Raw genomic sequence first — 26,904 nt, forward strand, 5'->3', positions numbered from 1 at the left:
GGTTTAGAATCTCTTTAAAGAAGCCGAGCGCCTTACCGGTTTGACTGCCTTGATCGGAAGGGACTGGTATTCGCGTGCGTAGATGCGACATCTCCACGAGAGAAGCGTGCGGCGTCTTGCCGCAATCTCAGTCGCGTCCGCTTGCGGCTTTTCGTTGGATTCCATTGCTTCGTCCGAGCTGCGCCATCGCACGAACGCAATTTCTTTCGGAGTAGGGCCGTCGTTGGCGAAGTGTGACGTCGCTTATTACTTCGCGATGCAAAGGCATGAATGCAGCTCTACGCTGCGCCGCTCGACGCTCCGCACGCCGGACATGAACCCAGCAGCAATTATCAATGACTGAAAACACTTAGCCAGATCTCGGCTGGCGTCCAAGCGATTGGTCGGCAAGCCGTGCCTCCGCCGCGCAACGAGCGCCGCCCAAGTGCTGACACGCGAGCATCTCCGACGAGCCCAAGTATCGACATCGCGGGCTTCTAGCGCGAATGGCTCGCAGTCGCGCACGAATTCTGTGCTCACGGCGGCGCGGGCGAAGGGGATGCACGTCCGCGCATCATCATGGGGAGGTTTGACTGATGGTCTTGATTAGCTGCAGCGGAAGGCGCGCAGATTGCTCCGCGTCTTCACACGACGGCGCTTTGAGTATTGGCAAAGGCGGTGGCCCGCTTCGCGGCCGCGACCGACTCCTGCCATCTCTGCTTGCCGCCGTATCGACATTGGCGTTGAGCGCCGCAGCAGCCCAGGCGGCCGACGCCGGCTCGGCGCGGTCCACGGACGGGGCAGCCGTCAAAGCGCTGATGGCGAAGCTCGAGTCCATGGAGCAGCGCATCAACAGTCTTCAAGTCGAGCTCAAGGACGCCAAGGCAAAGAAGACGACCAGCGTCGGACAGTCCGCATCACTCGCATCTCGCCGCCCGGCCGACCCGATGCCTCTGATCGGCGCCAAGGACGCGCGTGCCGGAGGTGCGAAAGCCTCCGACAACGCGCAGACTGCGTCCAGCCAGCCGGTCGGCAACGCCATGGCGCTCGCCGACTCGAAGGACGTCAGGGACAGTGGGTCGAAGGGGGCTGATGCCGGACCATCGCCATCCCCGGCATCACGGCTGGCGGCAGCGTTCGCCGATTCGGATTCCAAGCCGCGATTTCTGCCGGCAGCAGATCTAAAAGCACCTGCGCCGCAGCCCAGCAGAGACCTGTTCGGCGCCGCGCCGTCGCCGGTCCCCGGCATGAAGATCGGCATGTACGGCGAGATCAAGCTCGGCTCGGTGCAAAATCCCGCAGCGAACGGTCAGTGGCAGAACGGCTTCGACATGGCCCGCCTTGTCTTGCTGCCGACCTATCAGGTCAATGACTCCATCACTTTCAACGCGGAGCTGGAATGGGAGCATGGCGGCACCGCATTCGATAACGACGACAAGCTGCATGGTGCGGTCGAGGTCGAGCAGGCCTTCTTCGACGTCAAGTTCAACGACCACTTCACCCTGCGTTCGCCGGGTATCGATCTCATCCCGATCTCCTTCACCAACCTGTATCACGAGCCGACGCTGTTCTACAGCGTGCAGCGGCCGGAGCTTGCCAACGGCCTGATCCCGACGACATGGTACGCGCCATCGGCAGGGTTTCACGGCAAGATCATCGACGGCTTGAACTATCAGTTCCAGGTCAGCCAGAGCGCGGAGGATTTCGGCGACGGATTCGATCATCGCGGCGACAATGGTCATATCAATCCGGGCGGCTATGAAGGCGGCATCAACGGCTCGGAAGCGCTCGCGCTCTCGCGAGCGCCGATCGGCGATTTCCGGCAGCTGAGCAACCAGCTCGCCTATACGCTGCGGCTGAGCTACACGCCGTCGTTCCTTCCCGGCTTTGCCGGAAGCTCGGCGATCTATTATTCGCCGAACGTCACGCCGCGGGGCGCCTATGCGACGCTGCCGGACGGCAGCGAGGTGCCCCTCGGCAAGAACGCGATGACGATCTTCAATACCGAGGCCCGCTATCGCGTTCCGAACACCGGGCTGGAGCTGCGGGCTGAATATGCCCACGTAAACTTCTCCAATCCGGAGAACCTCCGCGCCAACAATGATCTCGTCGACGACAACAACGTCGGCAAGAACATGTGGGGCTACTCCGGCGAGATCGCCTACCACTTCAGGGCGCCCAACGACTACGACATCGTGCCGTTCTATCGCTATACCCGACAGAACTTCCAGACGTCGGGCATGCTCGGCTCCGATCTCACCAACGGCCTGAACAACATCACGGGCAGCGGTGACATGACGTTCCACGACGTCGGCCTTGCCGTGTTTCCGAATCCCAGCCTGGTTTACAAGCTGAACTACACCAAGGTGATCGATCACAGCGCGGCGGGGGCGATGTCCGACCGGGTTCTCGCGGGCGTCGGCTGGCTCTGGTAGCCGACCGACGCGAGCAGGGGCCGCGGCCTGACGGCAGCGGCGTCTCCTCGCAAGACACAGGTTGGAGCACCCGGGCGGAGCGCGACCGCTCTCCGCCCGGGTGTGCCTCGAAACGTAGAACGGACTCGGCAGATCGGGTGGGCGGGCGAGTGGTTGAGATTGCTGATTTGAGCGCAGCTTGGCTGCGATGCCGCACGCTCGCAACGTTGCTCACGATGTCGATCGCGTTGGCGGGCTGCAACCCGGCGACGCTCGGCAGCGATAGCCGCGGCGATGACGTGCTTGACAAGGTCGGCCGGATCGACCTTTCGCCGCGCTATCCCAGGCAGGCCATGCCGGAGCAGTCGCCGGCGGCGCGGCGTGCCCGGGCCGAGATCTATGGCGGCAATGACGATGCACGAGATGCCAGGGACGCGCGAGCGGAAGCGCCGGCCGCGGGCTCGCTCCCGATCCAGCAGGTGGCCGCGCATTCGCAGCCGGTTGGCAACGGGTTCGAGCTGAACTTCGAGAATACGCCGATCGCGACGGTGGCCAAGGTGGTGCTCGGCGACGTTCTCGGCGTCGGCTACACCATCGATCCAAGGATCCAGGGAACGGTCAGCCTGTCCTCGGTGCGCCCGGTCCCGAAATCGGACGTTGCCTACGTGCTCGAGAACGCGCTCCGGCTTTCGGGGACGGCGCTGGTTCGCGACAACTCCGGATACCGGCTGATTCCACTCGGCGACGCAGTGGGTGCCGGCAACGTCGATCCCGCCGGAGGCTCGGCAGAGCCCGGTTACGGCATCTCCGTGCTGCCGCTGCAATATGTCTCCGCCCCGACACTGCTGAAGCTGCTCGACAGCTTTGCGCTCAAGCCCGGCACGGTGCGCGCCGATCCCGGCCGCAACGTGCTGCTGATCCAGGGGACGGGCGCCGAGCGACGCACCGCGATCGATGCCGCGCTGAGCTTCGATGCGGACTGGATGCGCGGACAGTCGGTCGGGATCTTTCCCATCGTCAATGGCAATCCCGAGCCGATCGTCGCCGAGCTCGAGAAGATCATGGACACCGGCGACAGCGGGCTCGGCCAGAACATGGTCAAGTTCCAGACTGTCAGCCGGATGAACGCCGTCATGGTCATCAGCCGCAAGCCGGCGCTGCTGCATACGGCGGAGACCTGGATCAAGCGGCTCGATGCCGGCAACACGCTGCGCAACAGCGTCCATGTCTACCGTGTCAAGTATGGCGAGGCGCGCCAGATGGCGCGGGTGCTGAACGACATGTTCACCGGAAACGCGGGCAGCGCGGCCGAGGGATCGTCGACTGACCTCGCTCCCGGGTCCGGAGCATCGTCGAGCTCGAGCAGCGAACGGCTCTCGGCCGCCGGCGCGACGGCTCAGTCGGGCGGCTTCGCGAGCCAGCAGCAGGGCAACGCCGGCCTGGTCGCCAACCGCGGCTTCGGCGGGGCGCCGCCGCCGACCCAGGCGGGACTCGATGCGGGATCGGAATCGCGCGCATCGGGTTCGGGCGGCAAGCCGCTCATGGAGGGCGTGCGGATCACCCCCGACGTCGTCAACAACACGCTTCTCATCTATGCCGACAGGGAAAACTACCGGCTGATCGAAGCTACCCTGCGTCAGTGCGATCGTCCGCAGCTGCAGGTCGCGATCGACGCGACGATCGCCGAAGTCACGCTCAACGATTCGCTGAACTACGGCGTGCAGGCCTATCTCACCAGCAAGAACCTCGGCCTGAGGCCGGACCAGGGCTCAGTGCTCAACACCACCTCGACATCGGCGCCGGCAACGGTCGCCTCGGCCGCGGGAACGATCACCAACGCCTTTCTCAGCCGCGCTTTTCCCGGGTTCAATTTCCTGGTCGGGTCGGAATCCCAGCCGAGCGCGATCCTCAGCGCGCTGCATACGGTCACCGACGTCAAGGTGCTGTCCAACCCATCGCTGGTGGTGATCGACAACCAGGCGGCGACATTGCAGGTCGGCGACCAGGTGCCGGTCTCGACCGGCAGCGCCACGGTGCTGACGACCAACAACACGGTCGTCAACACGATCGACTACCGCAACACCGGAATCATCCTGCGCGTCGCACCGCGGGTCAACGAGAACGGCAACGTCCGGCTGGAGATCGAGCAGGAGATCAGCAACGTCTCGCCGCAGACCGTCAACAGCCTCACGCCGACGGTCGCCCAGCGCAAGGTGAAGAGCTCGGTGGCAGTTGCCAGCGGCCAGACCGTGCTGCTGGCCGGTCTCATCAGCGAAACCCATCAGGGCACCCGCAGCGGCGTGCCGGGGATCGACCAGATCCCGGGCCTCGGCGACCTCTTCAGCAACAACGACCGCAGCCGCGGGCGGACCGAGCTGATCATCTTCATTCGCCCCCAGATCATCCGCGACGGGACCGACGCCCATTACGTCGCCGAGGAGCTGCGCTCCAAGCTGCGCGGCACGATCAGGCCTGTCTCGACGAGTGCGCTTCAGACACCGCGGGTCAATCGATGATGCGGCATGCGACGACGGCCTTCGCTGTTCTGGCGCTCGCCTTCGGCATCGTCGCGGCCGACGCGCGGCCGCGCGGCGACGCATGGGCCGCGCTGGCGCGCGGCGAGTATGTCAGGGCGGCCGCAGCGTTGGCGCCGATGGCGCAGAGTGGACATCCGCCCGCTATGACCGCGCTCGGCTACATGTATGAAAACGGGTTCGGCGTCCCGCAGTCCTACGAGGCGGCGGTCGAGCTCTATATCGGAGCCGCCGAGCGCGGCGACCCGACGGCGCAGCACCTCTTGGGTCTGAGCTACGACAAGGGGCATGGCGTCTGCCAGGACCTCGTGCTGGCCTACAAATGGCTCAATCTTGCAGCGGCCGCAGCGCCCAATCGTCTGCGCGAACCTTATTTGCGAATCCGGGACGCCATCGCGTTCAAGATGTCGCCCGATCAGATCGCCGACGGCCAACGGCTCGCGCTCGAATGGCGGCCGATGCAGCCCGGCGGAGTTCGCGCGACCGCATCGATTTCGGGTTTGTAGTTGTTCTAATCAGCTGACCGCAGAAGGGTCATCTTTGGTATCGAGAACGAACTGTTCGAAAGTCCGGACCTCGGCAATGAGGTGATCGACAACGATCCGTCACGGGACGCGCCATGAGCTCGACTCCTCCTCTACGATTGGCCGACGATCTGCGGGATGGCCGGGGGCCGGTTCGGCTCGCCGCTGGACGGGTCGACGCTGCGGCGCAGGACCGCGCGGGGATGGGGTCATCGACGGCGACCAATCCCGCAGGTCCCGAGTCCGCCGACGACATCGCGCGGCAACTCGGATTGACTCGGATCGCGCTGTCCGATTTGCTGGCGTCCAAACCGCTCACAGAACATTTTTCACGGCGCTTCCTGCGGGAGACGATGGTCTTCCCGTTCCAATCCGCCGGGCACGGACCATGTCTTGCGGTGGCGGATCCCCGCGACACCGCAGCGGCACGCGCCGCGGAGCTGGTGTTCGGCACGGCAGTCGAACTGGTGGTCGCCTCCGCCGAGGATGTTGCCACCGCGCTGAACCGGCTCGCCGGCGAGGACGAAGTACCGGCGCGCAACGAAACGGCTGAGCCGCAGCTGCGCGACGACGACATCGAGGGCTTGCGCGACCTCGCCACCGGAGCGCCGGTGGTACGCGCGGTCAACGATCTGTTCGAGCGGGCGGTGGAGCTGCGCGCCAGCGACATCCATGTCGAGGCGATGCGGAGCGGGCTATCGGTCCGGATGCGTGTCGACGGCCTGCTGAAGCCGCTCCCTGAGCCGTCCGGCGTGCTGCCCCAAGCCGTCATCTCGCGCATCAAGATCGTCGCCGGGTTGAACATCGCGGAACGGCGCCTGCCTCAGGATGGCGCTGCGCGGCTTCGCATCGGCCGCATCGAGTTGGACGTGCGCGTCGCCGTGATGCCGACGCAATATGGCGAGTCGGCGGTGATCCGGCTGCTTCCCAAGGATCGGGGTCTGCTCGCGATCGAGAAGCTCGGCTTTTCTCCCCACGACGATCGATCGCTGCGCCGCCTGCTGGCGCTGCCGCACGGCATGATCGTGATCTGCGGGCCGACCGGCAGCGGCAAGACCACAACGCTCGCGACCGCGCTGTCGATCCTCAACGAGCCCACGCGCAAGATCCTCACCATCGAGGACCCGGTCGAGTATGAGATACCGGGCATCAACCAATCGCAGGTCAAGTCGTCGATCGGGCTGACCTTCGCCTCGGCCTTGCGCTCCTTCGTGCGGCAAGATCCCGATGTGATCATGGTCGGAGAGGTCCGTGACGGCGAGACCGCCCACGTCGCGGTCCATGCCGCGCTGACCGGCCATCTCGTGCTGACCACGCTGCATACCGAAAACGCTGCGGCGGCGGTACCGCGGTTGCTCGATCTCGGCGTGGAAGATTTTCTGTTGCGCTCGACGCTCCGCGCGGTGATCGCCCAGCGGCTGGTGCGCCGGCTGTGCGAGCGCTGCAGGTCGAAGCGGATGCTGAGCGCCGACGATCTCTGCGCGGACCCGCGCTACGCCGCGGTGGGCTTCGACGTCGGCGAGACGGTCTACGAGCCGGCGGGTTGCGAGCGCTGCGGCGGCACCGGCTATCGCGGCCGGCTCGGCATCTTCGAGGTTCTGGAGCTGAATCCGGAGATCCGGTCACTGATCCAGGGCACGGCCGATGCGGCCGTGATCGACCGCAGCGCCATTCTGAACGGCATGACCACGATGCTCGACGATGGTGTCGCGAAGTGCCGGGCCGGCGCCACGTCGGTCGCGGAAATCCTGCGCGTCACAACGTTAAGGTGAGCCGGTGAGCAGATTCCGCTATCGTGCACTGACCGAGAACGGCGACGTCGTGCACGGCACGATCTCGGCTGCCACCGCCAAGGAGGTGATCGACCGGATCGAGTATCTGCGGCTGCTGCCGATCGAGACGGTCGAGGAAAGGGCCGCGAGCGTCCTCGCCCGCGACGCGTTGGCGCTGTTCGGCGGTCCGACGCCTGGCGATGTCACGACCTTCACGCGCGATCTGGCGCTGTTGCTGAAGGCCGGAGCCCGCCTCGAGGACTCGCTCGAGCTTCTCGCTGGCGATGCCGATATCGGTCGGCTGCGTCCGATCGTCAGCCGGTTGCGATCCAGCGTCCTGGCTGGAGAAAGTTTCGCCGAAGCGCTGACGCATCATGCCTTGCAGTTTCCCGCGATGTATGTCGCGCTGGTGCGGGTCGGGGAGGTCTCGGGCACTCTTGATCACGTGCTCGATGTGCTCGGCGCCGAGCGGGCGCGCGCGGAAGCCATGCGTCGCAAGCTCAGCGACGCGATGCAGTACCCGCTGTTCGTCCTGATCGCCGCGCTTCTGGTGATGCTGTTCTTCTTCATCGTCGTGCTGCCGCAGTTCTCGGCGGTGCTGCGCGATTTCGGCGCCAGGTCCGACGCCGCCATCAACACGTTTCTCGACATCTCCGATTTCGTGCGCGGCAATGGCGCGGCGATCGCGCTGTCGGCGAGCGCGCTGATTGCTGCGGCTCTCCTCCTCCTTGGCCGCGCAAGCGTGCGCGCTGCCGTGATCGCGCGGGTCTGCCGGCTTCCGGGTCTCGCAACCGTGTTCAGGTCGTATCGCACGAGCGTATTCTGCCGCAATCTCGCGATCCTGCTCGGCAGCGGGCTGACCTTGACGGCGACGCTGCGCATCCTGGTCGACATCATGGCGGCCACCGGCAGCACCGCGGCGTGGAACGCCGCGGCCGACCGCGTTCGTCACGGCGGCAAGCTGTCGGAAGCGCTGGCAGCGACGAACATTCTGCCGGCCATGGCCACGCGGATGATCCGGATCGGCGAGGAGACCGGGCAGCTTTCGGTCCTCGCCGGCCGCATCGCCGAGTTCTACGAGGCGAAGCTGCAGCGCGGCCTCGATCGCATCGTGGGCATCGTCGGTCCGGCCGCGATCATTCTCATCAGCACCGTCGTGGGCGGTCTCATCGTCTCGGTGATGACCGCGCTGCTGTCGGTGACGCAACTCGTCGGGTAGAACAAGATGGATCATCGCATGAAACAGTCAGGGATCAGCTGTACCGCGCGGCGGACCAACATTGCGCGCGACGACCCTCAGAGCGGCTTCACGCTCGTCGAGATGCTGGTCGTCATCGCCATCATCGGAATGATCATGGGTCTGATCGGACCGCGTGTGCTGTCATCCCTGAACGAATCCCGGGTCAAGACGGCCCGGATTCAAATTCAGAGTTTTTCGAGCGCGCTCGATCTGTTCTATCTCGACACCGGGCGCTATCCGACCTCGTCGGAAGGTCTGACCGCGCTGGTCCGGCCTGCCTCGACCATCGCAGGCTGGGCGGGTCCGTATCTCAAGGGAGGAAATGTCCCGAGCGATCCCTGGAATCACGCCTACGTCTACCGGTCGCCCGGACAGCATGTGCCCTATGAAATCGTGTCGTACGGATCGGACGGGCAGGAGGGCGGCGTGGATCTTGCCGCCGACATCTCTTCGTCGATCACGATGGGTGCCAAATAACGATGGTCGGCCGTGACGGCTGCGAGGCCGGCTTCACTCTGATCGAGATGGTCTGTGTGCTTGCGATCGTCGCGCTGCTGGCGTCCGTCGCGGTCCCCGCCGTCTCGCGGCAGACCTCGCGGCCGCAACTCGAGGCCTATGCGATCGAGGCTGCTGCGCTGCTGAAGGCCGATCGCAACGCCGCGATCAGGCGAGGCTTGGAGGTCGTGACTCGCATCGACGCGCAGGCGCGCTCGCTCAGCTCGGGCGCGAATGGGCAGGTCGTTCGCTTGCCGACGGACGTGCGGGTCGAGACGGTGCTGCCGCGTCGTTGCGACGATCGGCCCGCAATCCAGACCATCAGCTTCTTCGGATCGGGCATGTCGTGCGGCGGCGTCATCACGCTCACCCATCTCGATGCGGGCTACCAAATTCGCGTCAACTGGCTGACAGGAGGGATCGAGATTGTCCCGAGCACTGGTCTGTCGAGCCGATAGGCCGACGGCAGGATTTACCCTGATCGAGACATTGGTCGCGCTCGCGATCATGGCGGTGTCGCTCGTCGCGATCGGCGCGCTCATGGGGTCCTCGGCGCGCGGCAGCAGGAAGCTGGAGCAGCACGTCGCTCTGGTACAGGCGGCCTATAACGCACTGTGGCTGGCCTTTCCGTCCCGCCTGCCGCCGGCATCGCCGACCCAGTCAGGGGAGTCGACGGCTCATCTCTGGCGCGCGCAAGCGGAGCCATTCGCCATCGATGGCGGCGCACCGGACAGCGCGTCGGCGTGGGTCCCAAAGAAGATCGTGCTCCAGGTGCGATCGCCATCGGGCGCGACCATGGAGCTGGAAACCGTCCGGCTGGTTCGAAGGCGGGCCGAGTGATGGCGACGCGGACCAACGATACTCAAGCTGGCTTCACCCTCGTGGAAGTCCTCGTCGCCATGGTCTTGATGGGGCTGCTGATCTCTGCGCTGCTCGCGATCACATCGCAATGGCTGCCGAACTGGGATCGCGGCCTGTATCGCATCCAACGCAGCGAATCCATCAGCATGGCGCTCGATCGCATCGGCGCCGATATCGCGGCCTCCGAATTCATCAAGCCGGATGGGCAGGCCAAGTCGGTTCTGTTCGACGGATCGGAGACGTCGATCACGCTCGTCCGAACGGCGCTCGGACCGCATCGGGGCCGGGGACTGGACGTGGTCCGCATCACCGAAGGCGGCGGCGATGGCGCGGCGTTGACCCGCACCCGCGCGGCATTCGCGCCCGGCAGTCCGTCCGCCCGGGATTTCGGTGATCCGGTGGTGCTGCTGAAGGCGCCGTACCGGGTGTCGTTTGCCTATGCGGGGACAGACCGGATCTGGAGTCCATCGTGGCAGAATGCAGAAAGGCTGCCTGCGGCCGTGCGGGTGACGGTGCACGACGGAAGCCGCGCAAGCGCACCGTCGCTGTCACGGATCGCCGTCATTCGTGTTTCGGCGCCGCCCGACAGCGTCTGCCGGCCCGCGGACCCCACCTGCGACAGACACGCTCTCTCGGCCGATGCAACGGTCGGGCGCGCCTCCACAGCATCGAAGCAATGATGATGTGGCGACAGAAGCACCCGCGAGATCCGGATCCCGATGATCGGGAAGGCGGCTTCGTACTCATTGCGGTGCTGTGGCTCCTGGTCTCGCTGGCTGGACTGGCAGGAGCCTTGTCCGTCTATCTCGTCAGCACCTCTCAACGCCTGTCGCTCGATGATGCTCGCCTGCGATCGGCGGCGCTGGCCTCGGCAGGCCTCGAGCTTGCGGCCTACAGATTGTCCGCGTCGCCGAAGCCGCAGCGCCCCGCCGCCGGCGCCTTTTCATTCCGGCTCGATCATGCGCAGGTTTCGGTCACGTTCCGGTCGGAAGCCGCCCGAATCGATCTCAACCAGGCATCCAGGCAGATGCTGGCCAACCTGTTCGAGGTTCTCGGCGCGCGCGCGGACAAGGCCGGCGAGTATGCCGAGCGGATCGTCGGCTGGCGAACGCCGCCGGCTGACAACGTTGCGGACGCGGAGCGCGATCTCTACCGCACGGCCGGCGCGGACTACATGCCTCGTTCCGCGCCGTTCGCAAACGTCGAGGAGCTTCGGCTGGTGCTCAACCTGCCGCCGCCGCTGGTCGACAGAGCCATGTCCTTCGTCACCGTCTTCAGCGGCCGGCGCGAGATCGACGCGCTGGAGGCCGCCCCCGAGGTGGTGGCCGCGCTTCCCGGGATGACCCAGGAGCAGTTGAAGAGCTTCCTCGATCAGCGGGCCGGCCTGCGCCGCGACGTCAGGTCGCTCAACGCGGCGCTGGGGCCGGCGCGCGCCGGAGCGACCTTGGAGGTCGCCGATGCCGTCCGCGTGTGGGTCACGATCGGCTTTGACGGCGGTCGCAGGGCCGCAACGGAAGCGGTCATCCTGCTGGGCGATGGTGAGGATCCTTACCGCGTCCTGGCGTGGCGCGATGATGTCAACACTCCGGGGATGCTTCGGCCAACAGGAAAGGCGCCGAGATGACGATGTCGACGCGCGTGCGCCGCGAACTGGCGGCCTGGATCGGCTCCGTCGCCGAAGCCGTGGTGGCCGCGATAGGCCGGCTCACCATCAAGCCGTCTGTCCGGCTGATCGAGATTGAACGGAACGTCTTCATCATGCGGATGCTCGCGCGACCCGGGCGATCCGTCCCGCCCGATTGTCGCATTCTCCTGCCGGACGGCGACGCGAGCCTGCCCGCGCCTCCGGAGAGCTGGAAGGCGGCCGTTCACGGCAGCCGGATCGAAGTCGTGCTGAGGCCGGACCGTTTTCTCTGGCGGCCGCTGGATCTGCCCAAGCGCGCCGTCGAGTTTCTCGATGCCATGGTCCGCTCGCAGCTCGACCGGTTGACGCCGTGGTCGGCGCATGAGGCCGTGTTCGGCAGGACTGCGCCGGTCGAGATATCGAGTGAGCGCATCCAAACAACCGTGATCGCCGCGCCAAGGCCGAAGCTGGAATCTCTCATTCGCCTCGCCGAGTCCTGGCGGGCTGGATCGATCATCCTGTTTGCTGCGCCTGAGACGGCGCCGATGCCGGTCGACGACCGGCTCACCGCAACCAATGCAACGAGGTTGACCGAGCAGCGCCTGGGGGGATCGCTCGACGTCGGCCGTGTCAGTCGGGTCCTGGCCGCTCTGTTGATCGTCGCCGCAATCTCAGCGGCGCTGTCTTTCGCGGCGGGGAGCCTGCTGGGCGAGAGGCTGGACGAGCAGCAAGGCCAGCTCACGCGGAGGATATCCGAGCGGCGCGCAGCGCTGCGCCTCGATCTGCAGGGCACCGACAACGCCGCGCTGCGAGGCCTGATGCGACGCAAGCAGGAAAGCCCCGCGGCGGTCGTGCTGATGGAGGCGCTGTCCCGGATACTGCCCGACAACACGTATGTGACCGAGCTGCGGATCGAGAAAGACAGACTGCAAATCGTCGGAATGACCCAGGATGCGCCGGCACTGGTCAAATTGATCGAGCAGTCGGCGCACTTCACGCGCGCGACCTTCTTCGCGCCGACCACGCGTTCGGCTGACGATCCCGGACAACGGTTCCATATCGAAGCGGGCATCAAGCCCCATTTTGGACTTGGCACATGAGCGTCGCAAAGCTCGTCACGGACAATTCCGCATCGCCCTCGATCGCCGCCGCCGCCTATGCGGGACTGCTGATCGTGCTGATCTCGGTCACGGTGCTGTCGATCAAGAGCATGATCGATCAGCGCAGCGAAGTGATCTCGCTCGCCGATACACTCCACCTGTTCGACGCCCACAGCATGGCGGCCGCGCGTCAGGACGGCAACGGCGATGCCGGCATGACGGGATCGGCCTTTCTCGAAGGACCGACGGTGACCGTGGCAGGAGCAGCGCTGCTGCAGCGCCTCGGCGACGTGGTGACGCGTCACGGCGGCAGCGTGTCGTCGTCGCAGCTCGATGTGCAGGGCCCCCGCGCCAAGGACGGTCATATCAGCGGGAGCGCGAGCTTCGAGGCCGGTCAGTCCGATCTGCAGCCGATCCTCTACGATCTGGAGGCCGGCATGCCCTGTCTGTTCGTCGACGAACTGGTCGTCGAGGGGAACGCGCCCGCGGCGGCATCCGGCGGAAAACTACGCGTGCTGATGACGGTCTCCGGACAATGGCAGGGCCCGCAATGAGCAGTCGCGCCAAGCTTTGCATGATCAGCTGTTGCAGCGTTCTGGCGGTGGCGTCGGCGTTCGGCATCGCCCATTCGACCGGTCTGGACGTCTCGGGAGCGGTCTCCGCCGAACAGCCGAGCGGACCGGCGCAAGCCTCGTCCATCGCGCAGCGAACGCCATCGCGAACCGGCAACCCATTATGGGGCATTCCGCTCGAGCAATTGTCGGCGACGCGCGAGCGCCCGCTATTTTCGCCGTCTCGCCGCCCTCCGCCGACGGAGGCTCCGCTGCCGGCCGTCGTGGAGGCTCCGGTGGTGCAGGAGCCGCCCGCACCGGAACGGCCGCAACTCGCGCTCGTCGGCACCGTCGTGAACGGGGACCGCGGCCTTGCGGTGTTCGTCGATACGAGCAGCAAGACGCCGTTGCGGATCAGAACCGGCGCGGACTATCAGGGGTGGACGCTGCGTCTCGTCGAGGCGAGATCGGTCACGCTGCAACGGGGCGAGGACGTCACCGTTCTCACGCTGCTGCCGGCGCAGGCGCCGGCCCAGCCGACGAATTCAGCTAGCGAAAGCTTTGCCCAGATGCCGTCAACCCCCACGGCGCCTCCGCTGGCTCAAGCAGGGCCGCCCTTTCTGTCGCCCGAGTCGAGGCTGCTCCGGATGCATCAACGCCAACGCTCGGGACGCCGTCAATTGTAAGGATGGATCCGATCTGGATCGAAGCGTGACGATAGGCGCCGGCAGGCCGCACCGACAAAAGCGATGCGGCTCTCGGTCGATGGCGCTCAGCGCTTGCACAATCCGCTCGTCAGCACCCATCCCTTGTCCGTGAGAGCCGCGGAGACGATGTCGAAATACAGGCGCTTGTCGGGGTCGTCCTCCGATACGAAAGAGACCTGGCACAGGAAACGCCCGCCCACGTCGCCCTTGTCGCAGGTCGCCTCGACGATCTTGAGGCCCTTGTCGTGGCGGACGCCGGATGACGGCGCCTCCTGCTCATAGGCCTTCTGGATGATCTCGGTGGTCGGTGCTCCACAGGCCATGCCGGTTACGTTGCAGGCCCATGCGAGAACAACAGCAAGCAGCATCGTTCGGTCTCCTCGGAGCGGGGCACTCACAAACATGTCCAGCAGCGTTCGCGTCCGACACGATCTCATGAGCTTCATGGCGAGCTACGAGAGCTGGTTGTCGTTTTTGTGTCGCTGCTGTCCGCCACGCGCACAACGCAGGCGTCTGGACGTGTAGTTAGATCGATTCTTAAACGCCGGTCGGCAATTCTCACAAAGCGAAAGAAAACGTCACAAAGGAGCCACCCGACATGGCGACGAAGGCCGAGGGGACGATGCGGCAGATCGGCTGATGAGTTCGGACTGCTCATTCGAATTCCGCATCCCGGGGACGGCGATCGTTCCTACCGGTGTATCTCGAGCCAGATGGGGATCAGGCATGTTAGTTGGGCGTGTGCGCAAGCCAACTCTGCGATTACTGACGTCGGCGGCCGCGATGTTGGCCGGTTTGACCGTTGCGGGTCCTGCGGCGCAGGCCCACGATCTGGCCGAGCCGACGGTGTTCAGGAGTTGGCATGGCGTGCTCGATCTGCTGATGATCGCGCGCCCCAAGCCGATCTCGACGATCACCTATGAGCCCCCTGGGGGCTCGCCGATGAACCCGACCGGCTGGGTCTACGAGATCTGTCGGCGGCCGGCCTCAGGCGACAAATGTCCTGCCGGCGCCGCGGTGGCGGATTATGGTGGCGTGCGACTGGCGCTGCAGAAGGGGGATACGCTGAAGATCAGGCTGGTGAACCAGCTGCCGCAGCTCGACCCGGCCAAGGTGAATCACAACTCCGATCCCGGCCAGGCCAATTTGTTTCGCAATCCGACCAACCTGCATACCCATGGGCTGATCGTCGAGCCGCGCGCGCCGACGCTGACCGACCAGACGTTCGGGGACTACGTCTTCGTTCAGATCTTCAACTCGGCCAACGGCATGCCGGTGCCGCAGACCACCCATCAGCACGGCTCCAACAAGATGGACTCCGCGGATTACCGCATCGAGATTCCGCGCAACCACCCGTCGGGCCAGTTCTGGTTTCACCCGCACATTCATGGCATTTCGCTCAACCAGGTCTCGCAAGGCCTGGCGGGCATCATCTCGGTCGGCGAGGTCTCGGACTATGCGCATGGCGATGCCAGGCATTCGCCGTTTCCGGACGCGAGCGTGCGCCATCTGATCCTGAAGGATCTTCAGGTCGCGCCCGGCGGCCCGGTGCAGTTCGACAGCGGTCCGGTGGACGTCCAGCCCGGCGAGGTGATCAACCAGCAGGATCCGGGCTTCTGCGCCCAGTTTCCGGCAGACAGCTCCGAAGTGCGTGAGGGGGCGTGCCCGGGCGTCGATCTGTCGGCCGATGGCGGCTCCAACTTCTCCGGCGGCAAATGGTTCTTCACGGTCAACGGCCAGACGTTCCCGAAGATCAAGGTCACCGATCCCGATGGCGAGGTCTGGCGGCTCACCAATGCGTCCGGCAGCCTGTCCTACAATCTTCAGCTGACCGATGACGAGACGCAGAAGCCGATGGTCATGCAGCTGATCTCGGTCGACGGCGTGAGCGTGAACCTGCCGCAGGATACGACGATGGACACCATGGTTCGTCTCGGCGGCGCCCGCTTCAGGGTCGTTCCCTGTCCGCCGTCGCCAACGTCGGGCTTTCATTCGAAGCCGGTCTGCGTCACCCAGATGGTCATGATGCCGAGCTCGCGCACCGAGGTGTTCGTCACCTATCGCGATCCCGCGACAGGTGCCATCGCCAGCCTTGGGCGGTCCGCCTCCGCGACCTTCAAGATGGCCGGATTGACGATGGGTAGCGGCGATCAGTGGCCGGCGGTCGATCTCGCCAAGGTGCACTTCCACCAGCGCGGTTGGCGCAATCACATCGCCTACGCCATGGACATCAGGGGAGACGCCTTGGCGACCATGCAGCCGTCGGGCATCCTCGATGCCAAGGTGCCGTACGCGAACGCCGCGCCGCTGCGTGCCGGCTGCCGTCCGCTGCCGGCGGGGCATCGCCGCCGGATCTTCTTCGGCATCGCCGACCTGACCGACGACGGCACCTTCGGTCTCGGCTATGAGGAGGTCGATCAGAACGGCAACCCGGTGCCCGGCACCCAGCTCCCGGTGAGCCAGTTCGACCCGTCGCAGAACATCGTCTGTCTGCCGCTCGCGCCGGGACAGCGCCCCGTCCACGAGACCTGGGAGCTGGTGCAGCTGTCGACGGAAAATCACAACTTCCACATTCACCAGACGCGCTTCCGGACCGTCAACAGCAAGGCGGGAGAGAACACGCCGCTGTCGGTATCGCTGAACAGGAGCATCGGCGGGGGTATGCTGCAGGACAACGTCCCGCTCGGCGTCGCGACTCCGAACGTCCCGGAAGTAATGGAATCCCAGAGCGGGGTCTGCAGCATCGAGCAGTGGCGGAACGGGCAGTGCACGTCGAAGCCCGTGGTGGTTGATATCCCGTTCTCACAGGTCGGCGAGTTCGTCTATCACTGCCATATTCTCGAACATGAGGACGGGGGCATGATGGCGAAGATCAAGGTCGTGCCCTCGCCCTATGGCGGCAATCCATGGGAGGCAATGAACCAGATGCCGTGGTAGTTGCGGCAGCGGTCTTCTGCCATGCCGTTCACAGGGTCGGCGCCACATCTGCGGCGCCGACCTTCGTTTGTGCGCAGCGATGCTCTTGCGCGGCCGCCTTACCGCCGCGAAGGACGATCGCCTGCCAAACGCGACGCGCTTTCCAGCTCCTGTTCGAAGATGGGATTACGCATTTTGAATCGATCTAAACGGCTGCAAACGTCTTTGCATGACTTTGAAATGTCAGGCTCGCGTGCCGCAAGCTGCGCGAGCGCGGTCCCCGCGATGTGGCGATCTGCAGCAACATTGTTATTCCCCAGCCGCTCCGGCAAATCGCCAACATCGACGCGGCAATTCGCCGCAATCGAAACACTACTCTCTCGACTGACATTCGGAGCCATTTGCAGCGCGCGTGGTTGCGAACGTCGCAAGGACGGAGGCAGACCCGCGAACGGGTAGGGCTGTTGCCGAGGCAAAGTGTGATCGATCGCTCGGGTTCATCGTCGCACTGAACTGGATGGTTCGGAGCGTCGCTGCTGCGGTTTAGACGGCTTCGCAGGAGAGGTTGACAGCGATCGATGCCCTGAGAAGACGAAAATGCGTTCGGCGAGGGAGGGCGTACCATGGAAACAAAGTTGAGGTGGACGAGATGAGCGATTGGTTGAAATGGACGGCGCCCGCCGTGGCCGTCATGTCGATCGCCGCACCGGCCCATGCCATTCAGTACATGAGCGTCGAAGAGGCGCAGAAGGCCGCTTTTCCGGGAGCCAGCTTTTCCGAAGTCCAGCCGGGCAGGGTATGGAAGGCGAGCAATGGCGGCTACTTCTATTACGATCACGTCGTTGGCAAGCACCTCCTGATCGACTACACGGTTGCCGTCGGACCCGACGGGCGGGTGCGTCGCGTCGACATTCTGAACTATCGCGAATCCTATGGCGGCGAGGTGCACGATGCCAGCTGGCTCGGTCAGTTCGTCGGCAAGAGCAGTCAGAACGAGCTTCGCATCAACTCCGACATTCGCAACATCTCGGGCGCTACGCTGTCCTCGACCCATTTGACCGAGGGCGTTAAGAAGGTGCTGTCGTATCATGCCAGCCACTTCCGCTAGCCTTCGACGAGCACGGGCTCTGCTCGGGACATTCGTCGAGATCGACGTCACGGATGCACGCCGCTGCGATGCGGAGAATGCCGTTGAAGCGGCGTTTTCCGCGGTGACCGACGTGCATCGGCTGATGAGTTTCCACGATCCCGACAGCGACGTGTCGCGGCTGAACCGCGCGGCATCGAGCTGCGTCGTGAAGGTGCATTCCTGGACCTACGCCGTGCTGAAGATGGCGCTCGATGTGACCCATCACTCCGACGGCGCCTTCGACGTTGCCGTCGCCGGCGCGGCAAGGCCGTCTGTGGGCTCGACGGCGCAAGCGGATGTCCCGCAGTCGACTGCGATCGAGTTGCTCGCCGACGACCGCGTCCGTTTCCGCGATTCCGCCGTCAAGATCGATCTCGGCGGCATCGCCAAGGGGTTCGCCGTGGACCGCGCGATCGCGGCGTTGCAGAGCCGCGGCGTGCGCTCCGCAATGGTCAATGCAGGTGGGGACCTCGCCGCCTTCGGGCCCGATGCCCGCATCGTCCACATTCGCGACCCGCGTTTCCCGGACAGGCTTTTGTGCCAGGTCGAAGTAAGCAATGGGGCGCTCGCGTCGTCGGCGCGCCGCTTCGACCCGTTTCGATCGACGGAAACAATGGATACAGCGGTCGTCACGCCTTCGACCCGGCTGCCCACAGGGGCGGCCCACGGCGCCACGGTGAGCGCGCCAACCTGCATGGTTGCCGACGCGCTGACCAAGGTCGTCATGGTCGCCGGCGAGCAGTCCGCGGCGTCATTGGCGCGCTTCCAGGCGAGCGCCATGTTGATTGCGGCGAACGGCGACATTCATACGACACCGGACTGGCAAGGAGTTCACCAGCATGCGGCTTAAAGGCTTGTTTCGGTTCGCCCTCTACGGAATTCTCGGGCTCTTGTTCGCCAGCGGCGCGCTGTGGATCTATGCCGACCAGATGAAGACCCGCACGGAGCTGGACAGCGAGATGTGGCAGCAGGCCGCCGCATACCTGCTGAGCATGCATGGCGGAACTGCAATGGTGACGCTGATGCTGCTTGGGGCGCTCGGTCCCATGCACGTCCAGCGCGCGTGGCGTGCCGGGAAGAATCGAGCGACCGGTATCGTCAGCCTCGCGATGTATGGTCTGCTCATCGCGACGGCGTTCGGGCTCTACTACGTCGGATCCGAAGCGCTTCGGCCCTGGATCAGCACGGTCCACATTGCGTTCGGGCTCGGCGTTCCGGCTGTCATCACCGCCCACATCATCGTCGGCCGCTCGAGCGTTGTCGCCGCGGCTCAGTCCGTGCGGCCACAACGTGCGACCTCTCCGACCCTGGTTCCTGCCGACGCGCCTGCCGATGCCGATCTGGTCAACGTCATGAGCAAAGTAGGTTGACCGCATCCGGCGTTCGGCTGGCCCGAGCAGGTCTCCATCCCGGCAACGACGTCCTTGCTCGCAGTTGGCCAACCGCCGCATGGAGGAATTCTCCGAGCCGGCGATCGATGCGTCCCATGAAATGGCTGTTTGATGACTCCCGATCGATCTCGGGCAGCTCGTGGTCTGCTCGACTGGTCTCAGGCTGAATTGGCTGCTCGGTCCAATTTGAGTGACAGTACCATTCGCGATCTCGAAAAAGGCGGCCGGATCCCGTCAATCAACAATTTGGCGGCCGTCAGGCGCGCCCTGGAGGCGGGAGGCGTGCAATTCATCGACGGCGACCAGCCCGGTGCCGCTGATAGTTAACTCCGATCGCTCAGATTCCAAAGCCGCCCTGGGCTCGCTAGCCGCCCATGGAATTGGCCATCATCTACTCTGCAGCCGCGGCAACTTCTGGCGAAGCCAATAGCCGAGTTCAACACTCGGATGCGACGGGCGCCGCGGGCGCCTCGCGTTTGCGATCAAGGCGCGAGAATAGCCAATGATGGCTCATTGGTCATTCGCCCTGTTCTTGACGCTTGCCCTGACGCGCCCGCAACCCGGGAAGTGGTTCGAGCCGATTTGGCAGTCCGTGGGCCGGCTCGCGTTCCGAATAGCGATGTAACCTATTGGAAAACCCAAGGTCGGTTTCTCTCTGTGTTTCAGAATGCGCGTTGATTTGTATGGCGGACCGCGCAACTTTTGATTCCGCCATTCGGAGGTTCGATCCCTCCCGCCCCAGCCAGGTCGAGCGCGACAGGCAGGGATGGATATTGCCGGTGGGAACCATGTCGCCGGCGCGTCCGATGTTTCGGGCGCCTGCGACGGCAAATTTCCGGAAGTCCAGACAAGTCGCGGGCTGTGGCTTGGTCGCGCGCCGCGTGATGGTTCACAAATCGTAGCAAACTGAAGGACATGCAGGCGCCTCATGCGGCACCGCTCCGCTGGCACGATTGCTGCTTACTGAGCCGCCAAACGAGCGCCAGCTCCAGAACAACAGATGCGAGGGGACGTCCGGATGCCAGCCCACAGCTCATTCCTGACCTGAGACCCGGCGACAGGCGATCCCGCCTGTGCGAGCTTCTCGGGTCCGCCCCCGGCGCGGCCCGCGTCCAGACGCACGACGTTGCCCCGGCACGCAATGGAGCCGGCGCGGAAGCGGGTCATAGGCAGACCAGAGAGATAGACCGAGTGAGATCAGGGAGAGAAAATTCGATGTCTGCAACCACCACAGCGGCCGCGGCGCCGCAGAAACCGTTCTACCGGGTCCTCTATGTGCAGGTCCTGTTCGCGATCGTGCTCGGTGTCATCGTCGGCTGGCTCTGGCCCGAGCTCGGCAGGAACGAATGGATCAAGGCGCTGGGCGACGGCTTCGTCAAGCTGATCAAGATGGTGATCGCGCCGGTCATCTTCTGCACCGTCGTGTCGGGCATCGCGCATGTCTCCGAGGTGAAGAAGGTCGGCCGCGTCGCCGTCAAGGCGCTGATCTATTTCGAGATCGTCTCGACCTTCGCGCTCGCGCTCGGGCTCATCGTCGGCAATTTCATTCAGCCCGGGGCAGGCTTCCAGGGCCAGAGCAGCAACGCCGCCGCCGTCGCCAACTACGCCAAGCAGGCGAGCGAGATGAAGTCGGTCGACTTCGTGCTCCACATCATCCCGGACACGGTGGTGGGAGCGTTCGCGCAGGGCGAGATCCTGCAGGTGCTGCTGTTCTCGATTTTGTTCGGCATTTCGCTGATGACGCTCGGTGAGCGCGGCCATACGATGCGCGCGTTCATCGACGACGCCGCGCACGCGATCTTCGGCGTCATCGCCCTCGTGGTGAAGGCCGCTCCGATCGGCGCCTTCGGCGCCATGGCCTTCACCATCGGCCGCTACGGGCCGCAGGCGCTCGGCAACCTCGCCGGCCTGATCGCGACCTTCTATCTCACCGCGCTCACTTTCGTTGTGGTCGTGCTCGGCATCATCGCCCGCATTGCCGGGTTCTCGATCTTCAAGTTCCTCAAATACATCAAGGACGAGCTGCTGATCGTGCTCGGCACCTCGTCGTCCGAGAGCGCGCTGCCGCAGATGATGGAGAAGCTTGAACGCCTCGGCTGCTCCAAGCCGGTCGTCGGCCTGGTGGTTCCGACCGGCTACTCGTTCAATCTCGACGGCACCAACATCTACATGACGCTGGCGACGCTGTTCATTGCGCAGGCGATGAACGTTCACCTGTCCTTCGGCGAGCAGATCACGATCCTGCTGGTCGCGATGCTGACCTCGAAGGGCGCCTCGGGCATCACCGGCGCCGGCTTCATCACCCTGGCCGGGACGCTGGCGGCCGTGCGGCCGGAGCTCGTTCCCGGCATGGCGATCGTGCTCGGCATCGACAAGTTCATGAGCGAGTGCCGCGCACTGACCAATCTGTGCGGCAACGGCGTCGCCTGCGTGATCGTGGCGTGGTGGGAAGGCGAGCTCGATCGCGACAAGCTGCGCATCGCGCTCGATCGCGATATCGACCCGGCCGACGTCGAAGTCGCGGTCACGACGGGATAGGCCTGCGGTCGTGGGGGCGCTGCCGTCGCATTCCAGCGTCGGTGGCGCCGGCCGGCGGCCATGCCCAATCGCGATGCCGCCAACATCTCGGATAATCTGCTAAGGTGGCGGCGGGCAGGGGCTCACCGTGGAGGCATCCCGCCTGTTGCCGCAAGGCCGAGCACGTTCCGACGCCATCGCGACGATAAGGCGTATCGTGAACATGGTCGCGCTGGCTGGGGCGGTGGTGCCGAAGGGACGACGTCACCGGCGTGACATCGGAGTCATGCCGTCGCGCCGCGGTCACCCTTGGAGAGGTTCGATGATGGCCGTTGCGCAGCCTGGTGTCCCTCGCATCGTGATCGTCGGCGGCGGCGCCGGCGGCTTGGAGCTCGCGACCCGGCTCGGAGACAGATACGGCCGCAGGGGCAAGCTCGACGTCACCCTGGTCGAGCGCAACCGCACCCATGTCTGGAAGCCGAAGCTGCACGAGATCGCCGCGGGCAGCATGGACCTCTCGGCCCATGAGGTCGACTATCTCGCCCAGGCCTATTGGCACGGCTTCCACTACCGCATCGGCGACATGATCGGCCTCGACCGCGACAAGCGCGAGGTGCTGGTGGCGCCCTATCTCGACGCGGAGGGGCGCGAGGTCACGCCGCGGCGGACCATCCCCTATGACGTGCTCGTCATCGCCATCGGCAGCCAGAACAATGATTTCGGCACGCCCGGCGTGGTCGACCACGCGATCAAGCTGGAATCGCAGCACGACGCCCGGCGCTTCCACGAGCGCATGGTCAATGCCTGCATCCGTGTCCATTCGCAGTCCTCGCCGATCGCGCCGCACCAGCTCAAGGTCGCGATCATCGGCGCCGGCGCGACCGGCGTCGAATTGGCCGCGGAGCTGCATCGCACGACGCGCGAGGTGGTGGCCTATGGTCTCGACCAGGTCGACGCCGAGAAGGACATCAGGATCACGCTGATCGAAGCCGCGGGCCGGGTGCTGCCGGCGTTGCCTGAGCGGGTCTCGCGCGAGACCGAGAAGCTGCTCGCAAAGCTCGGCGTCGAGGTGCTCGTCGGCGCCAAGGTCGCCGAGGTCGGGCCTGACAAGGTGAGCCTCGCCGACGGCCGCGTCATCCCGGCCGAGCTGATCGTCTGGGCCGCGGGCGTCAAGGCGCCCGACTTCCTGAAGGACATCGCGGGGCTGGAAACCAACCGCATCAACCAGCTCGTGGTCAGGCAGACCCTGCAGACCACGCGTGACGAGCGCGTCTTCGCCATTGGCGACTGCTCGGCCTGCTCCTGGGGCGAGCGCGGCAACGTCCCGCCGCGGGCGCAGGCCGCGCATCAGCAGGCCTCGCACCTCTACAAGCAGATTCCGCGCTTCGTCAGGGGCGAGCCGCTGGCGGACTACCGCTATCACGATTTCGGCTCCCTGGTGTCGCTCGGCGAGTTCAGCACGGTCGGCTCGATGATGGGCGCGCTGGTCGGGGGCAATCTGGTGTTCGAAGGCCTGTTCGCGCGCATGATGTATCTGTCGCTCTACAAGATGCACGAATACGCGCTGCACGGGCTCGCCAAGGTGACGCTGGACACGCTGGCGCGCCTGATCACCCGCCGCACCGAGCCGCACGTCAAGCTGCACTGACGGGCGCGCCGAGGGCGCCGGCACGGCCGATTTTGTTGTCGCCTATTGCCCGGCAAGACCTTAGACTTGCAGCACAATTACGGATACGGGCGCGGCCCGGTGCATGGGCCTGGAAGTGATGGGCCTGGAAAAGGGAATGACGGACCTTCCATTCCGGATCGGCCTCGAGCGACATCCCGACGTCACCGCGGTGGTCCGCAGGCGCGCGGGCTTGGTCGTTCGCGGAGTGATGGCGGCTGCGCTGGTCGGCGTCGCGGCATGGCTCGGCTATGCCATTGCCTTTTCCCGCGGGCTCGATCAGCGGCACACCACGGCCCAGCAGCGGCTGGCGGTCGAGGCCGCGCAGCTCGACGGCTACCTCTCGCGCTTCGAATATCTGCCCTCGCTGCTGGAGACCTCGCCCGATGTCTTCCGGCTGCTCGGCACGCCGGACGATCGCGCGCTGCAGCAGAGCGTCAGCCTGTATCTCAAGTCGATCAATCTGCTGGCCGGCGCCGACAACCTCTATGTCCTCACCGTCGCCGGTGATGCGATCGCCGCCGCCGACTTCGATCAGCCGGGGACGCCGGTCGGCAGCAACCTGTCCTACCGGCCCTATATGCGCCAGGCGCTGGCGACCGGCCGCGGCGCGTTCTTCGGCATCGGCATCACCAGCGCGCGCGCCGGCTATTACCTGTCCTATGCCGTCAAGCAACAGGGACGGACGATCGGCGTCGCCGTCGTCAAGGTCAATCTCGATGCCTTCGAGCGCGAATGGCGCAACCGCGGTGCCGACATGCTTCTGGTCGACGCCCGCGGCGTCACCATTCTCGCCTCGCGCGAGGAATGGCGATTCCGCCCGTTGACGCCGCTCTCGGTGGATGCGCTCGAGGAAATCGCGACGTCGAAGCCCTATGGCAGCTCCAGCCTCGCGCCGCTCGGCTGGACCTTCATGGAGAGGACCGATCGCGGCGGCCAGGTCGCGACCGAGCGCGGCGCGGTCTACAGCGTCGACGAGCGTCCGCTCAACGGGCGGCAATGGCAGCTGCTGCTGCTCGACGACGAGACGCCGATCCGGCGGACGGCCTTGATCATCGGCACGCTCTCGGGTCTCGCCAGCATCGTGGCGCTGCTGGCGCTCGGCCTGCTGGCGCAGCGACGCCGCGAGATCCGGCAGCGGCTGGCGAGCCAGGCCGCGCTGCAGGCCGCCAATGATCGGCTGGAAATGCGGGTGCAGGAGCGCACCGCCGAATTGCGCGCCGCGCAGGACGAGCTCGTCCATGCCGGCAAGCTTGCCGTGCTCGGCCAGATGTCGGCCGGCATGGTGCACGAGATCAACCAGCCCTTGGCGGCGCTGCAGACCGCTTCCGACAATGCCGTGCAATTCGTCGATCGCGGCATGATCGGCGAGGCCCGCGGCAATCTCATCCGCATCGGCGAGATGGTCCGCCGTCTCGCGCGCCTGACCGGCCAGTTGCGCGTGTTCGCCTACAAATCGAACGCGCCGCTCGATGCCGTCGCGGTCGAGCAGGCCCTGTCCGAGACGTTCAAGATCCTCGGCGCGCGGGTGAAGGACGGCCATGTCGACGTGACCATCGATCTCGCGCCCGAGCTTCGTGTCAGGGCCGATCAGATCCGGCTCGAGCAACTGCTCTGCAACATCATCGCCAACGCGCTCGATGCCGTCGAGGGCGCCGCGCGGAAGTCCATCCACATCCGCGCCGTGCGTGAGGAGGGGCAGTGCCGCATCGCCATCGCCAACAGCGGCCCGGCGATCGCCGCCGATGTCCTGCCGCGCCTGTTCGAGCCCTTCGTCACGACCAAGCCGGCCGGCAAGGGTCTCGGACTTGGGCTCGTCATCGCCAATCACATCGCGCGGTCGTTCGGCGGCGAGCTGCGGGCGCGCAATCTTGAGCCGTCCGGCGCCGAGTTCATCGTGCTGCTGCCGCTTGCCGATTGAAGAGGTTCCCACATGACTCCTGAGCAACCGGTCGGCGTGATCTATGTCGAGGACGACGAGGATGTCCGCATCGGCGCCGTCCAGGCGCTGCAGCTCGCCGGCCTGTCGGTGACGCCGTTCGCCTCCGCCGAAGCCGCAGGCGGAATCGTTCGCGCCGACATGCCGTTCGTGGTGGTCTCCGACGTGCGGCTGCGCGGCAAGAGCGGCACCGAGTGGCTGTCCGAGCTACAGCGGCTCGATCCGGACCTGCCGGTCATCCTGGTCACCGGTCATGGCGACATCTCGATGGCCGTGGAAGCGATGCGCAACGGCGCCTATGACTTCATCGAGAAGCCGTGCTCGTCGGAGCAGCTCGTCTCCGTCGTGCGCCGCGCCCTCGACAAGCGTCGCCTGACGCTCGAAGTCCGCACCTTGCGCTCGGCGCTCGCCGACCGCCAGGGCATCGAGGCGAGCCTGCTCGGGCGCTCGCCGCAGATCCAGGAGGTGCGCCGCCTCGTTGCCAATCTGGCCTCGACCAATGTCGACGTGACGATCTATGGCGAGACCGGCACCGGCAAGGACGTCGTCGCCCGTTGCCTGCACGCTCACAGCGCCCGGCGCGGCGGCAACTATGTCGCGGTGAATTGCGGCGGCCTGCCGGAATCACTGGTTGAGAGCGAATTGTTCGGCCACGAGGCCGGCGCCTTCACCGGCGCGACCAAGCAGCGGATCGGCAAGATCGAATATGCCCATGGCGGCACGCTGTTCCTAGACGAAATCGAGAGCATGCCGCTCAGCGTGCAGGTGAAGCTGCTGCGGGCGTTGCAGGACCGCTCGGTCGAGCGCGTCGGCTCCAACAAGCCCGTGGCGGTGGACTGCCGCGTGGTGGCGGCCAGCAAGGCCAATCTGCTCGAGCTCAGCGAGCAGAAGCTGTTCCGCGCCGATCTGTATTATCGTCTCGGCGTCGCCTTCATCGAGCTGCCTCCGTTGCGCGAACGCCGCGAGGATATCCCGATCCTGTTCGAGCACTTCACCCTCGAGGCCGCCAAGCGGTTCGAGCGCGACGCGCCGATCGTGAACGAGCAGACCATGTCGCTGCTGCTCGGCTACTCATGGCCGGGCAACGTGCGCGAGTTGCGCAACGTCGCCGACCGCTTCGTGCTCGGTGTGCTCGACCGCAAGGTCCTCGACCGCTCGGGCGCCGCAGCCTCGGAGCTGTCGCTGCCACGGCAGTTGGAGAACATCGAGCGCTCGATCATCGAGGATGCGTTGCGCCGCAAGCTCGGCGACGTGCCGGCGACCGCGGCGCTGCTGAGCATTCCGAAGCAGACGCTTTACGACAAGATCAAGCGGCTCGCCGTGAAGGTCGATGGCATCCGCGAGGGCGCGCCGCTGCGGCCGCAGTCCTGACCGTGGCTGCATCGCCAGCGCTCGTCCGCATCATCATCGCGTCGACGCCGACCACCACTGCGCTCATCTGATGTTGCGACGCGCGACTTATGCTCCTCGCGGACCCGGTCGTCCTGTGGCGGCAGGAAGGCATCTGTTCCATGCCGGCGATCAGGAACGAATGCTGGAGAAGGC

At 65.5% G+C, this 26,904-nt stretch carries 23 protein-coding genes; 22 read left to right on the forward strand and 1 reads right to left on the reverse strand.

What is annotated here, in order from left to right; all coding sequences use genetic code 11:
* Nucleotides 1-575 precede the first annotated feature (575 nt).
* From QW863_RS15245 to QW863_RS15305, 13 genes are all read left to right on the forward strand, one after another.
* On the forward strand, nucleotides 576-2,414 hold the full coding sequence (locus QW863_RS15245) for a porin (protein ID WP_315715581.1): 1,839 nt from the start codon (nucleotides 576-578) through the stop codon (nucleotides 2,412-2,414).
* A 137-nt stretch (nucleotides 2,415-2,551) separates the two neighbouring features.
* The gene (gene gspD / locus QW863_RS15250) at nucleotides 2,552-4,909 is read left to right on the forward strand and encodes a type II secretion system secretin GspD (protein ID WP_315715582.1); all 2,358 of its coding nucleotides are present in this window, start codon (nucleotides 2,552-2,554) and stop codon (nucleotides 4,907-4,909) included.
* Nucleotides 4,906-5,433, forward strand: a complete 528-nt coding sequence (locus QW863_RS15255; protein ID WP_315715583.1) for a tetratricopeptide repeat protein — start codon at nucleotides 4,906-4,908, stop codon at nucleotides 5,431-5,433. Before gspD ends, QW863_RS15255 begins: the two co-directional genes overlap by 4 nt.
* 113 nt (nucleotides 5,434-5,546) lie before the next feature.
* A complete protein-coding gene (locus QW863_RS15260) occupies nucleotides 5,547-7,223 on the forward strand; it encodes a GspE/PulE family protein (protein WP_315813930.1) in 1,677 nt (558 codons plus the stop codon).
* Between the two features lie 4 nt (nucleotides 7,224-7,227).
* Nucleotides 7,228-8,442 carry a type II secretion system F family protein gene (locus QW863_RS15265; protein ID WP_315715585.1) on the forward strand — a complete coding sequence of 405 codons (1,215 nt, stop codon included), beginning with the start codon at nucleotides 7,228-7,230 and terminating at the stop codon, nucleotides 8,440-8,442.
* 18 nt (nucleotides 8,443-8,460) lie between these two features.
* The gene (gene gspG, locus QW863_RS15270) at nucleotides 8,461-8,940 is read left to right on the forward strand and encodes a type II secretion system major pseudopilin GspG (protein ID WP_315715586.1); all 480 of its coding nucleotides are present in this window, start codon (nucleotides 8,461-8,463) and stop codon (nucleotides 8,938-8,940) included.
* A gap of 2 nt (nucleotides 8,941-8,942) precedes the next feature.
* Nucleotides 8,943-9,416, forward strand: a complete 474-nt coding sequence (locus QW863_RS15275) for a prepilin-type N-terminal cleavage/methylation domain-containing protein (RefSeq protein WP_315715587.1) — start codon at nucleotides 8,943-8,945, stop codon at nucleotides 9,414-9,416.
* Nucleotides 9,385-9,798, forward strand: a complete 414-nt coding sequence (locus tag QW863_RS15280) for a type II secretion system protein J (RefSeq protein WP_409977930.1) — start codon at nucleotides 9,385-9,387, stop codon at nucleotides 9,796-9,798. Before QW863_RS15275 ends, QW863_RS15280 begins: the two co-directional genes overlap by 32 nt.
* Nucleotides 9,798-10,499 (forward strand): prepilin-type N-terminal cleavage/methylation domain-containing protein, encoded by a 702-nt coding sequence (locus QW863_RS15285; RefSeq protein WP_315715588.1) that lies wholly within the window; start codon nucleotides 9,798-9,800, stop codon nucleotides 10,497-10,499. Before QW863_RS15280 ends, QW863_RS15285 begins: the two co-directional genes overlap by 1 nt.
* The gene (locus QW863_RS15290; RefSeq protein WP_315715589.1) at nucleotides 10,496-11,443 is read left to right on the forward strand and encodes a type II secretion system protein GspK; all 948 of its coding nucleotides are present in this window, start codon (nucleotides 10,496-10,498) and stop codon (nucleotides 11,441-11,443) included. Before QW863_RS15285 ends, QW863_RS15290 begins: the two co-directional genes overlap by 4 nt.
* A 2-nt stretch (nucleotides 11,444-11,445) precedes the next feature.
* Complete coding sequence (locus tag QW863_RS15295; protein WP_315715590.1) at nucleotides 11,446-12,543, forward strand: PilN domain-containing protein; 1,098 nt, start codon at nucleotides 11,446-11,448, stop codon at nucleotides 12,541-12,543.
* Complete coding sequence (gene gspM, locus QW863_RS15300) at nucleotides 12,540-13,097, forward strand: type II secretion system protein GspM (RefSeq protein WP_315715591.1); 558 nt, start codon at nucleotides 12,540-12,542, stop codon at nucleotides 13,095-13,097. The genes QW863_RS15295 and gspM overlap by 4 nt, the downstream gene beginning before the upstream one ends.
* A 47-nt stretch (nucleotides 13,098-13,144) precedes the next feature.
* Nucleotides 13,145-13,780 (forward strand): hypothetical protein, encoded by a 636-nt coding sequence (locus QW863_RS15305; protein WP_315715592.1) that lies wholly within the window; start codon nucleotides 13,145-13,147, stop codon nucleotides 13,778-13,780.
* A gap of 86 nt (nucleotides 13,781-13,866) precedes the next feature.
* On the opposite strand, the gene QW863_RS15310 is transcribed toward QW863_RS15305, so the two are convergent.
* Entirely contained in the window at nucleotides 13,867-14,169 is a 303-nt protein-coding gene (locus QW863_RS15310; protein WP_315715593.1) for a hypothetical protein, read from the reverse strand.
* Between the two features lie 574 nt (nucleotides 14,170-14,743).
* Here QW863_RS15310 and QW863_RS15315 point away from each other — a divergent pair.
* The 9 genes from QW863_RS15315 to QW863_RS15355 all read left to right on the forward strand — a co-directional run bounded on the left by QW863_RS15315 (nucleotide 14,744) and on the right by QW863_RS15355 (nucleotide 26,730).
* Nucleotides 14,744-16,738 (forward strand): multicopper oxidase domain-containing protein, encoded by a 1,995-nt coding sequence (locus QW863_RS15315; RefSeq protein ID WP_315715804.1) that lies wholly within the window; start codon nucleotides 14,744-14,746, stop codon nucleotides 16,736-16,738.
* A gap of 628 nt (nucleotides 16,739-17,366) precedes the next feature.
* The gene (locus tag QW863_RS15320; RefSeq protein ID WP_315715594.1) at nucleotides 17,367-17,825 is read left to right on the forward strand and encodes an FMN-binding protein; all 459 of its coding nucleotides are present in this window, start codon (nucleotides 17,367-17,369) and stop codon (nucleotides 17,823-17,825) included.
* Nucleotides 17,806-18,696, forward strand: coding sequence for an FAD:protein FMN transferase (locus QW863_RS15325; protein WP_315715595.1), 891 nt, complete (start codon nucleotides 17,806-17,808; stop codon nucleotides 18,694-18,696). The genes QW863_RS15320 and QW863_RS15325 overlap by 20 nt, the downstream gene beginning before the upstream one ends.
* Nucleotides 18,686-19,216: a hypothetical protein gene (locus QW863_RS15330; RefSeq protein ID WP_315715596.1), complete on the forward strand. Its 531-nt coding sequence runs from the start codon at nucleotides 18,686-18,688 to the stop codon at nucleotides 19,214-19,216. Before QW863_RS15325 ends, QW863_RS15330 begins: the two co-directional genes overlap by 11 nt.
* A gap of 132 nt (nucleotides 19,217-19,348) precedes the next feature.
* Nucleotides 19,349-19,564, forward strand: a complete 216-nt coding sequence (locus tag QW863_RS15335; RefSeq protein WP_315715805.1) for a helix-turn-helix transcriptional regulator — start codon at nucleotides 19,349-19,351, stop codon at nucleotides 19,562-19,564.
* Between the two features lie 888 nt (nucleotides 19,565-20,452).
* The gene (locus tag QW863_RS15340; RefSeq protein ID WP_315715597.1) at nucleotides 20,453-21,775 is read left to right on the forward strand and encodes a dicarboxylate/amino acid:cation symporter; all 1,323 of its coding nucleotides are present in this window, start codon (nucleotides 20,453-20,455) and stop codon (nucleotides 21,773-21,775) included.
* A gap of 304 nt (nucleotides 21,776-22,079) precedes the next feature.
* Nucleotides 22,080-23,402, forward strand: coding sequence for an NAD(P)/FAD-dependent oxidoreductase (locus tag QW863_RS15345; RefSeq protein ID WP_315715806.1), 1,323 nt, complete (start codon nucleotides 22,080-22,082; stop codon nucleotides 23,400-23,402).
* A 136-nt stretch (nucleotides 23,403-23,538) separates the two neighbouring features.
* Nucleotides 23,539-25,341 (forward strand): ATP-binding protein, encoded by a 1,803-nt coding sequence (locus QW863_RS15350; protein ID WP_315715598.1) that lies wholly within the window; start codon nucleotides 23,539-23,541, stop codon nucleotides 25,339-25,341.
* A gap of 12 nt (nucleotides 25,342-25,353) precedes the next feature.
* Complete coding sequence (locus tag QW863_RS15355) at nucleotides 25,354-26,730, forward strand: sigma-54 dependent transcriptional regulator (protein WP_315715599.1); 1,377 nt, start codon at nucleotides 25,354-25,356, stop codon at nucleotides 26,728-26,730.
* Nucleotides 26,731-26,904 lie beyond the last annotated feature (174 nt).

This window comes from Bradyrhizobium sp. SZCCHNR1017 (assembly GCF_032381375.1).
In the GTDB taxonomy this organism is placed as follows: domain Bacteria; phylum Pseudomonadota; class Alphaproteobacteria; order Rhizobiales; family Xanthobacteraceae; genus Bradyrhizobium.

Coding starts and splice junctions, on each gene's coding strand:
- gspM (WP_315715591.1), top strand. CDS start 12,540: ATGAGCGTCGCAAAGCTCGTCACGGACAATTCCGCATCGCCCTCGATC.
- QW863_RS15260 (WP_315813930.1), top strand. CDS start 5,547: ATGAGCTCGACTCCTCCTCTACGATTGGCCGACGATCTGCGGGATGGC.
- QW863_RS15295 (WP_315715590.1), top strand. CDS start 11,446: ATGTCGACGCGCGTGCGCCGCGAACTGGCGGCCTGGATCGGCTCCGTC.
- gspG (WP_315715586.1), top strand. CDS start 8,461: ATGAAACAGTCAGGGATCAGCTGTACCGCGCGGCGGACCAACATTGCG.
- QW863_RS15355 (WP_315715599.1), top strand. CDS start 25,354: ATGACTCCTGAGCAACCGGTCGGCGTGATCTATGTCGAGGACGACGAG.
- QW863_RS15290 (WP_315715589.1), top strand. CDS start 10,496: ATGATGATGTGGCGACAGAAGCACCCGCGAGATCCGGATCCCGATGAT.
- QW863_RS15310 (WP_315715593.1), bottom strand. CDS start 14,169: ATGCTGCTTGCTGTTGTTCTCGCATGGGCCTGCAACGTAACCGGCATG.
- QW863_RS15315 (WP_315715804.1), top strand. CDS start 14,744: ATGAACCCGACCGGCTGGGTCTACGAGATCTGTCGGCGGCCGGCCTCA.
- QW863_RS15335 (WP_315715805.1), top strand. CDS start 19,349: ATGACTCCCGATCGATCTCGGGCAGCTCGTGGTCTGCTCGACTGGTCT.
- QW863_RS15350 (WP_315715598.1), top strand. CDS start 23,539: ATGACGGACCTTCCATTCCGGATCGGCCTCGAGCGACATCCCGACGTC.
- QW863_RS15330 (WP_315715596.1), top strand. CDS start 18,686: ATGCGGCTTAAAGGCTTGTTTCGGTTCGCCCTCTACGGAATTCTCGGG.
- QW863_RS15345 (WP_315715806.1), top strand. CDS start 22,080: ATGGCCGTTGCGCAGCCTGGTGTCCCTCGCATCGTGATCGTCGGCGGC.
- QW863_RS15320 (WP_315715594.1), top strand. CDS start 17,367: ATGAGCGATTGGTTGAAATGGACGGCGCCCGCCGTGGCCGTCATGTCG.
- QW863_RS15325 (WP_315715595.1), top strand. CDS start 17,806: ATGCCAGCCACTTCCGCTAGCCTTCGACGAGCACGGGCTCTGCTCGGG.
- QW863_RS15275 (WP_315715587.1), top strand. CDS start 8,943: ATGGTCGGCCGTGACGGCTGCGAGGCCGGCTTCACTCTGATCGAGATG.
- QW863_RS15245 (WP_315715581.1), top strand. CDS start 576: ATGGTCTTGATTAGCTGCAGCGGAAGGCGCGCAGATTGCTCCGCGTCT.
- QW863_RS15340 (WP_315715597.1), top strand. CDS start 20,453: ATGTCTGCAACCACCACAGCGGCCGCGGCGCCGCAGAAACCGTTCTAC.
- QW863_RS15255 (WP_315715583.1), top strand. CDS start 4,906: ATGATGCGGCATGCGACGACGGCCTTCGCTGTTCTGGCGCTCGCCTTC.
- QW863_RS15285 (WP_315715588.1), top strand. CDS start 9,798: ATGGCGACGCGGACCAACGATACTCAAGCTGGCTTCACCCTCGTGGAA.